The organism is Dinoroseobacter sp. S375, from assembly GCF_049800775.1.
GTDB lineage: Bacteria > Pseudomonadota > Alphaproteobacteria > Rhodobacterales > Rhodobacteraceae > Dinoroseobacter.
The window spans coordinates 231,031-243,903 of record NZ_JBNAFR010000003.1 but is presented as its reverse complement, the minus strand read 5'-3'; the positions used below and the strand labels follow the sequence as shown (position 1 = coordinate 243,903).

The 12,873-nt window shown below is 64.3% G+C and carries 12 protein-coding genes; 3 read left to right on the top strand and 9 right to left on the bottom strand.

Features of this window, described 5'->3' with window-relative positions:
• Positions 1 to 44: 44 nt before the first annotated feature.
• The 5 genes from ACP150_RS09015 to ACP150_RS08995 all read right to left on the bottom strand — a co-directional run bounded on the left by ACP150_RS09015 (position 45) and on the right by ACP150_RS08995 (position 6,389).
• Positions 45 to 1,088 (bottom strand): TRAP transporter substrate-binding protein, encoded by a 1,044-nt coding sequence (locus ACP150_RS09015; RefSeq protein WP_424966264.1) that lies wholly within the window; start codon positions 1,086 to 1,088, stop codon positions 45 to 47.
• Positions 1,089 to 1,416: 328 nt separating this feature from the next.
• Entirely contained in the window at positions 1,417 to 2,145 is a 729-nt protein-coding gene (gene ubiG / locus ACP150_RS09010; protein WP_424966263.1) for a bifunctional 2-polyprenyl-6-hydroxyphenol methylase/3-demethylubiquinol 3-O-methyltransferase UbiG, read from the bottom strand.
• Positions 2,138 to 2,905 (bottom strand): methyltransferase family protein, encoded by a 768-nt coding sequence (locus tag ACP150_RS09005; RefSeq protein WP_424966262.1) that lies wholly within the window; start codon positions 2,903 to 2,905, stop codon positions 2,138 to 2,140. Before ACP150_RS09005 ends, ubiG begins: the two co-directional genes overlap by 8 nt.
• Before the next feature lie 76 nt (positions 2,906 to 2,981).
• A complete protein-coding gene (locus tag ACP150_RS09000) occupies positions 2,982 to 4,247 on the bottom strand; it encodes a M10 family metallopeptidase (RefSeq protein WP_424966261.1) in 1,266 nt (421 codons plus the stop codon).
• Between the two features lie 402 nt (positions 4,248 to 4,649).
• Positions 4,650 to 6,389 carry an AMP-binding protein gene (locus ACP150_RS08995; RefSeq protein ID WP_424966260.1) on the bottom strand — a complete coding sequence of 580 codons (1,740 nt, stop codon included), beginning with the start codon at positions 6,387 to 6,389 and terminating at the stop codon, positions 4,650 to 4,652.
• A 228-nt stretch (positions 6,390 to 6,617) separates the two neighbouring features.
• Between ACP150_RS08995 and ACP150_RS08990 the strand changes: the two genes are divergently transcribed.
• Positions 6,618 to 6,818, top strand: coding sequence for a hypothetical protein (locus ACP150_RS08990; RefSeq protein WP_424966259.1), 201 nt, complete (start codon positions 6,618 to 6,620; stop codon positions 6,816 to 6,818).
• 18 nt (positions 6,819 to 6,836) lie between these two features.
• Here the strand turns inward: ACP150_RS08990 and ACP150_RS08985 are convergent, their stop codons facing one another.
• Positions 6,837 to 7,559 (bottom strand): DsbA family protein, encoded by a 723-nt coding sequence (locus tag ACP150_RS08985; RefSeq protein ID WP_424966258.1) that lies wholly within the window; start codon positions 7,557 to 7,559, stop codon positions 6,837 to 6,839.
• Between the two features lie 269 nt (positions 7,560 to 7,828).
• Here ACP150_RS08985 and ACP150_RS08980 point away from each other — a divergent pair, with 269 nt between their 5' ends.
• Together ACP150_RS08980 and ACP150_RS08975 are read left to right on the top strand one after the other, a co-directional pair.
• Positions 7,829 to 8,377 (top strand): L,D-transpeptidase, encoded by a 549-nt coding sequence (locus tag ACP150_RS08980; RefSeq protein ID WP_424966257.1) that lies wholly within the window; start codon positions 7,829 to 7,831, stop codon positions 8,375 to 8,377.
• 133 nt (positions 8,378 to 8,510) lie between these two features.
• On the top strand, positions 8,511 to 10,646 hold the full coding sequence (locus tag ACP150_RS08975) for a protein-disulfide reductase DsbD family protein (RefSeq protein ID WP_424966256.1): 2,136 nt from the start codon (positions 8,511 to 8,513) through the stop codon (positions 10,644 to 10,646).
• Positions 10,647 to 10,649: 3 nt separating this feature from the next.
• Here ACP150_RS08975 and ccmI read toward each other — a convergent pair whose 3' ends face one another.
• The 3 genes from ccmI to ACP150_RS08960 are packed head-to-tail and all read right to left on the bottom strand — an operon-like array spanning position 10,650 to position 12,873.
• Positions 10,650 to 11,828 carry a c-type cytochrome biogenesis protein CcmI gene (ccmI, locus tag ACP150_RS08970; RefSeq protein WP_424966255.1) on the bottom strand — a complete coding sequence of 393 codons (1,179 nt, stop codon included), beginning with the start codon at positions 11,826 to 11,828 and terminating at the stop codon, positions 10,650 to 10,652.
• Positions 11,825 to 12,310: a cytochrome c-type biogenesis protein gene (locus ACP150_RS08965; protein ID WP_424966254.1), complete on the bottom strand. Its 486-nt coding sequence runs from the start codon at positions 12,308 to 12,310 to the stop codon at positions 11,825 to 11,827. The genes ccmI and ACP150_RS08965 overlap by 4 nt, the downstream gene beginning before the upstream one ends.
• Positions 12,310 to 12,873 carry a DsbE family thiol:disulfide interchange protein gene (locus tag ACP150_RS08960; RefSeq protein WP_424966253.1) on the bottom strand — a complete coding sequence of 188 codons (564 nt, stop codon included), beginning with the start codon at positions 12,871 to 12,873 and terminating at the stop codon, positions 12,310 to 12,312. The genes ACP150_RS08965 and ACP150_RS08960 overlap by 1 nt, the downstream gene beginning before the upstream one ends.

Genomic DNA, 12,873 nt, shown 5'->3' with positions numbered 1-12,873 from the left:
CGGGGCGGGCCCTTGGCGCCGCCCCGGCTTGGTAGGCTCAGATCTTACCGCGGGCGCGGCAGATAGATGGTGTTACCCCAGGTCTTGTAGCCTTCGCGGTACTCCTGCAGGTCGTCCCAGACTTCCTTGAAATACGCATCTTCGGCGGCCAGCTCGGCGGCAACCTCGTTCCAGGTGCTCTCGAACGTGGCGAGCATCTCTTCGGGCCAGGTCTTGATGGTCACACCGTGCTGTTCGGTATTCTCGATCATGGCCGCGAAGTTGGTCGCTTCGCCTTCGGCGTAGTTCGTGGTGATGTTCGCGAGGCAGGCCACTTCGATCTGCTTCTGGCTGCGCTCATCCAGATCGTTCCAGCGATCCTTGTTGACCAGTAGTTCGAACATCGTGGCGGGCTGGTGCCAGCCGGGGAAGTAGTTGAACTTCGCGATGTTATAGAAGCCGAGGCGCGCGTCGATGCGGGGCATCGAGAACTCGGTCGCGTCGATTGCCCCACGCTCCAGCGCCGGGAAGATGTCGCCACCAGCCAGCAGCGAGGTGGACACACCCAGACGCTGCATCACTTCGGCGCCGAGGCCGAAGAAGCGCATGTTCAGGCCTTCGAGATCGGCCATCGAGGTGATCTCGTTCTTGAACCAGCCGGAAGTTTCCGGAGCGATGATCCCGCAGGGCAGAACGTGGACGTTATAGCCTGCTTCGTCATACATGCGCTGATAGAGCTCGGCGCCGTCGTCATAGAGCATCCAGCCAAGGAATTCGCCCGCTTCGGGACCAAAGGGCACGGCCGCGAACAGCGATGCCGCGGTGATCTTGCCCTGCCAGTAGCCCGCGGTCGCATAGGACGCGTCCACTGACCCGTTGGACACTGCGTCCAGCGCTTCGAGTGTCGGGACAAGCTCGCCCGGATCGAAATGCTCGAACTCGACGCCTTCGGAGATGCTGTTGATCTTTTCGACGAAGTCGACGCCGGCGGTGCCGAGGATCGGCAGGTTCTTACCGAACGACGACGTCATCTCGAGGACTTCCTGCGCGGATGCCCCGGTCGCAGCAAGGCTCAGGCAGCTGATCGCCGCCATTGTTCTGAACTTCATGGATTTCCCTCCCTAGGTATCCCACGTGCTTTGGTAAAACTTTCTTACCATTTTCCGCAACTCAAAAAAGCTGCGATCACCACGTGAGCATTTAAAAAATAACTCGGCATGGCAAGGCGCAATTACCAAAAATTAGGTGCCTGATGTTAATAACAAAATTACCTGCCGGGGCATAGCCCGGGATGTGCTCTACCCAATACTACGCAGGGGAGTCCGGGCTGCGACAACGGTGGCTTCGATTCTGACCGGGGCCGTGGCCGGAGCGGGCGAAGGTACAATTTGCGCGATTTCGGGTGCTTTGTGTCGCAGCCATGCGCGGCGCCCTCAACTAGCCAATGCGCTCCGGTTTGCGCGCGGTCCCCATATAGATGATCGCCGTTCCCGGCAGCCGCCCGAAGGTGAAATCACCCCGCCGCGTGATCCCGCGCGGTCCAAGCCCGGTGAAGGCCCCGACCTCGAACTGCGCGCCCGACAGGGCATCCCGCAGCTCCGCCGGCTTGATGAACATCTCCGGATCATGGGTGCCTTTGGGCAGCAAGCCGAGCACATCCTCGGCCATGGTGATCACCGCCAACCGCGCAAGCGGGTTGCGATTGATCGTATCGAACAGAAACATCCCCCCGGGCCGCAGCACCCGCGAGACCTCGGCAATCACCTGCGCCAGATCCTCCACATGCTCCAGCACGTCAACGCAGACCACCACATCGAAGCGCGCATCGTCATAGGGCAGCGCCTCGCCCACCCCGGTATCATAGCGGATCTCGAGGCCCTCGGCCGCCGCATGGGCGCGGGCGGCCGCAATCGCCTTGGCCGCCGGGTCGATCCCCGTGACCTGCGCGCCCTTGCGCGCGATGGCCTCGGCCATGAAACCGCCCGCGCAGCCGAGATCGAGCACGGCCTGCCCCTCCCACGTTGTGAAGCGGTCGAAATAGGCCAGCCGCCCCGGCACCATGTTCTTGAGGGTGCGAACCCAGCGCACCTCACCGGTCCACCACTGATCGGCGCGGTCGTCATAAATCTGCAGGTCGTTGCGCTGCGGCGCGGGTCCATCAGGCATCGGTCCGTCCTCGTCTTGGGCCCCCGGGGATCCAGTAGGGCACACGGGCCTGATAAGCGCGGAAGCGATCCCCATAGATCCTGAGAAAGCGTTGCTCCTTGAACCTCGGCGCGGTCACGCAATAGGCGGTGTAAACCGTCGCCACCAACAGCTGGTCCGGCGTCCACACCGGCACGCACCACAGCGTCAGGGCAAAGGCCACATAGATCGGCTGGCGCACCACCCGAAAGAGACCGCGCTCCGGCATATCGGGAAACACCGGACGTTGCCCGCGCAGCAGGGCCATCCAGCCCAACGAGCCCGATTGCACCGTGGGCCCCGCATCGAACGACGCCTTGGTCAGGAGCAGCCAGCTTCCCCCATAGCAGAGGCACAGCACCCAGAACGCCACGCCCTCGGCGCGCCAAAGCACCACGCCCGAAGGGGTCCAGAGCGTGAAGAGAAGCAGAAGTTGCAGCGACGCGATGGTCGCATAGACGGTCGTCGCCAGTGTCTGCCCATGGGGCGCCGGGGCCAGTCGCGCGAGCACGCGTCGCCCCCGGGGCGTCAGTAGCGCGGAATGGGCGAGGGGAAACTGCGCCAGCAACACGAGGTTCGCGATCCAGGCATAGGGCTGCGGCACCGCACCGAAGCCGGATTGCATCCCGGTAAACAACCCCAGCAGCATCGCGAGCCCCGCCAAGGCAAAGATGCCATGGCAGATCGCGCCATAGGTCAGGGCAAGGCCCATACGGAACAAAGGAGTGTCGGAGGACGTCATAGGGGCGGAGCTAGCAGCGCCGCGCCCCCTGTCGAGGGGCCTGCGTCAAAACCCCGCCAAAACAGAAAATCCGCGCCTAGATGAAAACGAAGTCTTCGGCACCCAGGACATCCGCCTCGATCCCGAGCAGGACGGCCCGGTCTCCGCCGAAGCCGACCACGGTGCCAAAGGCGCGTTCGACCACCAGAATATCACTGAAGGTCTGAGCAGACTCGAAGAAGAGCTGATCCTCGCCGTCGGTGAAATCCGTCACGACATCGAGCCCGTCAGAGCCGGTCCCGGACAACACGAAGCCATCCGCGCCCGCACCCCCGGTGAGGACGTCAACGCCCCCTTCGCCCATGAGCACGTCGTCGCCCTCGCCACCGATCAGCGTATCGAACCCGTCGCCTCCCAGCAGGTAGTTGTCCGCCGCATTGCCGGTCAGCGTGTCATTGCCCGATCCCGCCCGGGCGAATTCGATCACCGTATCGGTATAGATGATGAGGTTACCCTTGAGTCCGTTCACATCGCTGATCGATCCGGGCGTGAGATCAATTGTCTGGTTCTCGGTCACAGAGCCGAAATCCAGCGTATCCAACCCGCCATCATCGATGATCGTATAGGCGATCGGGTTCCGCGTGGTCATCAGCTCGTCGTAATAGCCGCCCGCATTCGAGTTATCACCATAGGTGGTGTTCTCCGTGCGAAGACCGCCATCCACGCCATAAAGCTGCTGGATCGCGCGGATATCGGCAATCATCGGCGTGACGACATAGGCGAAACTGGCGTCGATCGAGGTGTTTTCGGTCTGGCTGAAATACGACATGATCGACATCTGCCAGCTGTCGTTGGAATAAAGCGCGTCCTTCGGATAGGTCGCGTTGCCATTGTAATTGCCCGCATGCTCCAGACCCAGCGCATGACCGATCTCGTGAATAAAGGTCTGGAAGGAATAGTTATCGATGGTCTCGCTATCCGTCCGGATCCAGGATTGCGAGATGTTGATCTTGGCCGTGTAGATCTCGTCGCGGCTGTTGGTGATCGGCTGGGCATAGGCGCCGGATTCGGTGTCATCAAACACGATCCCGCTCTCGGCAAAGCCAAAGGCGATCACATCCAGCTCGGTGATGTTGAACTCGATCCCGGTGGTCATGGTCCAGGCATCGAGCGCGAGCTCGGCATAGTACTGGCCCTTGTCGGTCAGGCGCGAGATATCGACATTGATCGGCTCGCCCGGATCCAGATCCCAGGACGTCTCGTTCGGATTGAAGAAACCGCTCTTGAGCTGGTCCGCGACCTCGTCCACGGAGTATTCCGGCAGGGTCGCTTCAAGCGTGACGCGCGCAAGCGCGCCGAGCATGGGAGCCTCGTGGTAAGTAAACCGTTCACGATCGGGATGCATTGCCTGGCAAATGGTACACATAATCAAAGCTCCGGGTCGCATGCTGCGACGGGGTTGTTAACTAGATCTTTTCGGCTGTATTGGCCGTCTGTTTTACTGGCAAACAAATTCTCTGTCATCCGGAACGTTACGTCCCGTTAAGGTTACTATCTCGCTTTGAGCGGCAGATTATCGCCTATTCGGCCACGGAAACGGTCTTAGCCTCCGCGGGGGTCACCCTATCGTCATTATGGTTAAGAGAACCTTAATTGGCGTCCCGGTCGCGGAGAGTATTGAGGACCCCCGGCCCGGACAGCGGGCCGCGATCCTGTCCGTAAAACACCCGCCAAAAGCCGCGACGTTAACCAGCCATCTGACGGCTCAGGCGGTCTCAATCTCCTCCAGGCCAAGCTCTGCCACCATCTCCGCCCGCATGATGAATTTCTGCGGTTTGCCCGTGACGGTCATCGGCAGGTCGGACTTGAACCGGATCAGGGCGGGGATCTTGTAATGGGCGATCCGTTCGCGACAGAAGTCGAGGATGTCCTCCGCGCTCGGACTGGCGCCGGGCTTCACCACGATCCAGGCGCAGCTGCGCTCCCCATAGCGGGCGTCGGGGATGCCAAAGACCTGCACCTGGCTGACATCCGGGTGGGTATAGAGAAACTCTTCCACCTCGCGGGGATAGATGTTCTCGCCGCCCCGCACGATCATGTCCTTCACCCGCCCGGTGATCTTGCAAAACCCCTCGGCATCGAGAGTGGCCAGATCGCCCGTGTGCATCCAGCCCTCGGCATCTATCGCCTCAGCGGTCCGCTCGGGGTCCTCCCAATAGCCCTTCATGACGCAATAGCCCCGGGTCAGCAGCTCGCCCTGCATGCCCACGGGCACCGGATCACCTGCCTCATCCACGATCTTCACCTCCACATGGGGCTGGATCCGGCCGACCGAGGTCACCCGCTTTTCTACCGGGTCATCGGTCGCCGATTGGAACGAGACAGGCGAGGTCTCGGTCATGCCATAGGCGATGGTCACCTCGCTCATATGCATGCGCGCCTGCACCTGCCGCATTACCTCGATCGGACAGGGCGCGCCGGCCATGATGCCCGTGCGCATCGTGCTGAGGTCAAAGCGCGCGAAGTCGGGATGTTCGAGCATGGTCACGAACATGGTCGGCACCGCATAAAGCGCCGTGCAGCGATGGGTCGACAGGGCCTCCAGCGTCACCAGAGGCTCGAAGCCCGGACCGGGGATGACCATGGTCGCGCCCTTGGTCACGCAGCCCAGCGTCCCCATCACCATGCCGAAACAATGATAGAACGGCACCGGAATGCAGAGCCGGTCCTCTGCTGTCAGGCGGATCGCATCGGTCACGGATGCCGCGTTGTTGACGATATTGTGGTGGGTCAGCGTCGCGCCCTTGGGCATACCCGTGGTGCCGGACGTAAACTGGATGTTGATCGCGTCATGGGGGTCGAGACCCGCCGCCAGCGCGTCGAGATCCGCCGCCACCACATCGCGCCCGGACGCCAGAACAGCATCAAAGGCCAGCATCCCCGCCGGGGCCGTCTTGCCGGTGACGATCACCGCCCGCAGATCCGGCAGGCCCTCGGCGGCCAGCGCCCCGGGCGCGGCGCTGGCAATCTCGGGCGCCAGCTCCGTCAGCATGGCCACATAGTCCGAGCTTTTGAAGGCAGGCGCGAGGATCAGCGCCTTGCACCCGGTCTTGGTCAGGGCATAGCCCAGCTCATGGGTGCGATAGGCCGGGTTGATATTCACGAGGATCAGCCCCAGCCGCGCAGTTGCGAATTGCGTCAGCAGCCACTCGGCACAATTCGGCGCCCACATGCCGACCCGGTCCCCGCGCACAAGACCCAGCTGCGCGAAACCCGTGGCCAGCTCATCGACCTTGCGGGCGAACTCTTCATAGGTCCAGACGATGTCCTGATCGGCGAAAATCGCGGCGGTTCGCGCGGGCTGGGCCGCCGCCGTCCGGCGCAGCAGATCCGGGATCGTCAGGTCGAGAAGCGGGCGCTCCGTCGCCCCGCGCACATGGCTGATGCCGTCATCCGGCGTGATTCCCAATCCCGCCCCGACCTGTCCCTGAACACTTTGACCCACGCCATCCTCCCCATTTTGCAAAGAAAGCGCCCAAACTCACGGCACTCCATGAACACATGAGGTGTCTCGACACCGCGCCTGTGTCAACTCCGCCCAAATCGTTAACAAATCGTTGCGAACGAGATCGGGTACGCTAGGTATACGTCCAGGAACTGGAGGTTGAGCCCCACGGGGCTCTGCGTCACCGAACGAAAACGACAGCGCCCCGCGCAGTTGGAGGAGATCCAGATGACCAAGTTTGCCGTTCCAGATATCAACCGCTCCAGCCGGGTGTCGTCGATTCAGGATGCTCTGACCGAACTGGATCCGGATGCCGTCGTCGACACACATCCGGACAATTGCATCATCGAAGTGCGCACGCAGGAATCCGAGGCTGTCGTCCTGTCGGTCCTGAACCAGCTCGGCTTTGCGGCGAACGTGGCCCGCTAGACGCGGGCCGCTGCCACTTCAGCCATCCGAGCGCTCGGCATCAACCAGCTCTTCGAGCTGCGCCTGATCCACCAGCCCCGGCAAGATGGTCTCGCCCACCACGAAAGACGGCGTCCCCGTGATCCCCAGCGACTGAGCCAGCGCCATCGAGGTTTCGATATGCGCGGTCACCGCATCGGACTCCATGTCTGTGCGCAACTGATCCGTGTCGAGCCCGACCTCTTCGGCGGCGGTCATGATCTGCGCCTCGCCAATCCGACCTGACAGCGCCATGAGCGCCCAGTGGAACTCTTCGTATTTGCCCTGCTCGCGCGCGGCCAGCGCGGCCCGCGAGGCGATCACGCTGTTCTCGCCAAGGATAGGAAATTCGCGGAACACGACACGCACTTCGGCATCCGCCGCGATCAGACCTTCGATCGTGGGCTTGGCCCGGCGGCAATAGGGGCAGTTATAGTCAAAGAACTCGATGACCGTGACATCGCCATCGGGATTGCCGAGCACCGGCGCGTTCTCGTCCCGCTCCAGCAGATCGCGCTGGGTGGACAGGGTCTCGGCGGCTGCGGCAGCCTGCGCCTCGGCCTCACGTTCACGCAGGATCGCAACGGCATCCATGACGATCTGCGGGTTCTCCAGGATCGCTTCCAGCGCCAGCTCCTTGATGCGCGCGTCGCTCAGGTCCTGCGCCCCGGCGGGCAGGGCGAGACACAGGCTCAGGGCGGCGGTTGACAGCAGGTTTTTCATCGAAGTCTCCTCACGGTGGCGGTCCGAAACCGTCACGGGGTTGTCGCGCGCAGAATGTCCCAGATGCCGTGCCGCGTCAAAGCCATTGGCGGGATCTGGCGTTCGAGAAACAACATATTCAGAATGTTTGCCCTAGCCTCGCGGGGATGTGATGAGCGAATCGGTGATTGCTTGTTACCCCAAACCCGGATCTGAAAGCCGGGTTTACCGGCGGGTCAGGCCACGCCCGGCAACGTCCGGGCCACCGCGGGACATGAAGGAGAGTTGCCATGATTACCAAGCGCGCGTTTCTCGGGATGGGTCTGGCGACCCTCGCCACACCAGCCATCGCCCAAAGCGGGTTTCAACTCGACCCAAGGTTCGAACCCCGGGTCGTGCCCCTGCGCTATCCGTTCAAGGCGGGTCAGATCATCGTCGTGCCCACGGCGCATTACCTCTATCTCGTGCAATCGGACCGGACGGCGCTGCGCTATGGCGTCGGGGTCGGCAAGGCCGGGCTGGAGTTCAAGGGCAATGCCACGATCAAGCGCAAGGCCGTCTGGCCCAGCTGGCGTCCGACGGACGAGATGATCGAGCGGGATCCGCGCAGCTATGCGAAATACGCCGATGGGGTCCCCGGCGGTCCGGACAACCCTTTGGGCGCCCGGGCGCTCTATCTCTATCAGGGGAATGTGGACACCTATTTCCGCATTCACGGCACGACCCAGCCCCGGTCGATCGGGCGGTCGGTCTCCAATGGATGCATCCGGATGATCAACGAGCATGTCATCGACCTTTACGAGCGGGTGCCCACGGGGACGCTGGTGACCGTGCTCTGACGCTCGCAAGCTCGTGACCAGAGTTTGATTGCACCTGCCGCCCGCAGACGGCAGGTCTGCAAATGTGTCCTCTCGTTCCTGAGACGACGCGGGCCTATATAATAGCGAAGTCTGAGTCTCAGGATATGCACGCGTGAGCCGAACTCTCAAAGACCTGACCCGCCGCGCGCGGGGTGTCGGATACGCGCTCGCGCTGGCGAGCGGGCTGGTTGCGCTTGCCGGGCCCAGCCCCGCGGCGCAATCCGAGCCCCATGTCTCGCCCATATCCACGGCCCGTCTGGTCACCGCCGAGAACGGGATCGCGCCCGACGCACGCTACCTGTCCGCCGGGATCGCGGTGACGCTCGAGGATGCCTGGAAAACCTATTGGCGCTCGCCGGGCGAGGTCGGACTGCCCCCTGAAGTGACATGGGAAGGCTCCGAGAACATCGCGGAGGTCGAGCTTCTCTTCCCCGCGCCCACCCGGTTCCGCGCCTTCGGGATCGAGAATTTCGGCTACGCGGATGAGGTGACCTTCCCGCTCAAGGTCACGCTCGCCGATCCCGGCGCGCCGGCCCAGCTCTCGGCGCAGGTGAACCTGCTCGTCTGCGCGGATATCTGCGTGCCAGAGACCTTTGAGCTGTCCCTGCCTCTGGCACCGGGGGAGGGCGTGGATCTCGACGCGGCGTCGCTGATCGCCGATGCCGCCAGTCAGGTGCCCGAAGCACCGGAGCGGTTCGGCGCCAGCCTGACCTCTGCCGCACTGACCGATGACGGCACGGCCCTGGTTCTGTCGGTGGCGCGCGCAGGGGGTTGGACCGACCCGGATGTCTTTCCCGAGATGGGCGAATTCACGGCCTTTGGCGTGCCCGATATCCGCGTCGAGGGCGACGCGCTTTGGGCCCAGCTGCCGATCCTGTCGGAGCCCGTGACGGGCGAAGAGCCCCTCCGGCTGACCCTCACCGATGGGGCCGTGGCCATCGACCTGCAGGATGTCGCGCTGGACGCGACCGCACCTGCCCCGCCCTATGATGCGACCCAGGCCGCCGGATCGGCGGTGACCGAGCTTCTCTGGATCGCGCTGGTGGCGGTACTGGGCGGGCTGATCCTCAACGTGATGCCCTGCGTCCTGCCGGTGCTGTCGATCAAGTTCGCCTCGGCGCTCAAGGCCAAGAACCACTCCCCTGCGCGGGTCCGCGTCGGGTTCCTGATGTCCGCAGCAGGGGTGCTGGCCTTCATGTGGGCGCTCGCCGCTGGGACCCTGGCCGCGCGCGGTATGGGGGTCTCGGTGGGGTGGGGCCTGCAGTTCCAGAACCCCTATTTCCTCGTGGCGCTGCTGGCCATCCTTGCCGTGTTCGCCGCCAATCTGGCCGGACTGTTCGAAATCGCCCTGCCCCAGGGGCTGATGACGCGCATGGCGTCGGACAAGGGCTCAGGCTATCTCGGGGATTTCGCGACCGGGGCCTTTGCCGCCGTGCTCGCAACCCCCTGCTCCGCGCCTTTCCTCGGGACCGCCATCGCCTTTGCCATGGCCGGGCGCCCGATTGATATCGTGGTGATCTTCACTGCGCTCGGGCTGGGTCTGGCCCTGCCCTATCTGTTGATCGCCGCCGCGCCGGGGCTGATCCGCTACCTGCCGAAACCGGGCGCCTGGATGGTCACGCTGAAATTCGTGCTCGCGGCCCTGTTGCTTCTGACCGCGGCCTGGTTGCTCTTTGTCCTGATCGGTGTGGCGGGCCTGTCCGCAGCGCTCTGGACAGCGGGGACGCTCGCGGCCCTTGTGCTGATCCTGTCTCCTCTGGGCGCGCGCCTGTCCCGCGCCCGCACCCCGGTGGCCGCCGCGGCGCTGATCGCGACATTCCTTCTGCCCATTGGTCCGGCCCCAACCAGCGCCGAGAGCGGCGATGCCCTGGCGGCCTCGGACTGGGTGGTGTTTGACCGCTCCGAGATCCCGCGCCGCGTGGCGGCGGGCGAGGTGGTTTTCGTGGATGTGACGGCGGATTGGTGCCTGACCTGCAAGGCCAACAAGGCGCTGGTGCTCGACCGTGACCCGGTGGCCAGTCTGCTGAAATCCGACAGCGTCACGCCCATGCGCGCAGACTGGACCCGCCCGAGCGATGTGATCGCGGCCTACCTCAAGAGCTTTGGCCGCTTCGGTATTCCGTTCAACGTGGTCTACGGCCCCGCCGCGCCCGAAGGCATCCCCCTGCCCGAGATCCTGAGCGCCGAGACCGTGTCCGAAGCCCTGCGCGAGGCTGGCTTGCGCCAGATCGCTCTGGCCACGCAGTAATCCTCAGAGGCCGAGCGCGTCCAAGGCGGCCTGCGTGGCGAGCCGTCCCGGATCCCCCTCGGGCAGCACATCCGCCAGCGCCCGCGCCTTCTGAGCGGCTTCTGCCGCCCCCTCGGCCTCGCCCAGCACCGCATAGGCCCGGGCCAGACGGAGCCAACCTTCGAGATCGCCGGGCTCTTCCTCAAGCCGCGCGGCCAGCCCGTCCACCATGGACCGGATCATGGCCGAGCGATCCTCGACGCTCATCTCCTGCGCTGCCTCGACCTGCTCGGCGGTGGGGCCGGGCATGGCAGGAGCCGGCGCCTGAGACGGGATCGACACCACATCCCGCAGGGAAATCGGGTCCATGCCGATCTCTTCCCCAAGCTGATTGGCCTGTTGCAGGAAAATCTCCATCCAGGGCTCGGGGCCGCTGGCCTGCTGGATCCGGGTGAGAAGCGAGGCACGCGCATCGCGGATCAGCCCCTCCTGCGCCAGTTCGCGGGCGTTGTAATAGACCGCCGCCGGGTTCATCGGATCGAGCGTCATCGCCTGGGCAATCGCGCGGCTGGCGGTCTGGGTAATGACCCCGTTCTCCGCCGCGATCAGGGCCTCGGCATATTGCGAATGCACGCTGCTATCGGCCTCGGGCCGCACGGCCACGACGGCAAAGGCCTGCGCCGCCTCGCCAAAGCGGTTCATCCGCATATAGGTCTGCCCGAGCAGCATCCAGCCATCCGAGGGCCCGCCGGTCTCATCCTCCAGCAACCGCGTGCGCAGGGTTTCGGCCAGCTCGGCAACCTCGGTCACCTCCTCCTGCTCGGCTGCGCGCTCGGCAAAGGGCTGGCTCGGGATCTCCGGCGCGCCCCGCACCGCGTAGAGGGCAAAGCCAGCCACCGGAATGAAGGCTGCCGCCGCCAGCAAGACGGCCACCCCGCCCGTGCGGGTCTCGCCAGCGCCGCCGGCCTCTTGCCGTTTGGTCAGGGCGAGCATCCGGCGCTTGATCTCCGAGCGCGCGGCGGTCGCCTCATCGCCCGAGATCAGGCCCCGCGCCGCATCGCGGTCCACCTCGGCCAACTGATCCTTGAAGATCTCCAACGCACTTTCATCGCGGCCCAGCGTGTCAGTGCGCTTGCGCATCGCCGGCAGCACCAGCACCAGTACAGACAGAGCGGCCAGAACACCGCCAATTGCCCAAATCATTCCTTGGGTCCTTCCTTGCCGTCCTCGGCCAGCATCGCCGCCACGGCGCGTTCTTCGTCATCGCTCAGGGCCACGGCCTGTGCATCGATCTTGCGCGGACGCCGGGCAAGCATGATCACCACCCCGAGCAGGCCCAGACCCATCACCGCGAAGGGCCCGATCCAGAGCGCATAGGTCGCGGGCTTGAAAGGCGGGTTGAAGAGCACGTAGTCGCCGTAGCGCGCCACGACGAAATCCAGCACCTCCTGATCGCTGTCCCCGGCAACCAGACGTTCGCGCACAAGGATCCGCAGATCCCGCGCCACGCCCGCATGGGAGCTGTCGATATTCTCGTTCTGGCACACCACGCAGCGCAGGTCCTTGGACAGCTCGCGCGCGCGCTCTTCGAGGACCGGATCGTCGAGGATCTCGTCCGGTTGCACCGCAAGGGCGGGCGCGGACAAAAGGCTCAGCGCCAGCAAGACAGCTGTGAGGAACCGCATCACGAGCCCCCCCCGCTGCGGGATCGGGCCAACTCAAGCGCACCGCGCATCTGCTCGACATCGTCGGGGGTCAGGATCGGACCGACAAAGCGGTAGACCACGATCCCGTTGGCATCGATCACAAAGGTTTCCGGCACGCCGGAAATGCCCCATTCGATGCCCGTGCGCCCGTTCAGATCCGCGCCGATCCGTTCATAGGGGTTGCCGAGCTCCGCAAGCCAGCGGGCCGCATCCTCGGGCTTGTCCTTGTAGTTGATGCCAAGCAGCCGCATGTCCTCATCCCGCGCCATGCGGGTCAGAACCGTATGCTCGGCCTTGCAGGGCACGCACCAGGACGCGAAGACATTCACCACCAGCGGGCTGTCCGACCCGGACAGATCCGCCGTGGCCAGACCCGGCGTGTCCACTCCCGGGATCCCGCCCAGATCGAATTGCGGCGCCTGCGCATCGATCAGCACGGAAGGGATCGCGTTAGGGTCCCGATCCGGGTTCAGCCCCCACCAGAAGAACGCTCCCAGCACGAGGACAATCAGCACCGGAAGGGCAACGAGCACACGTCTCAT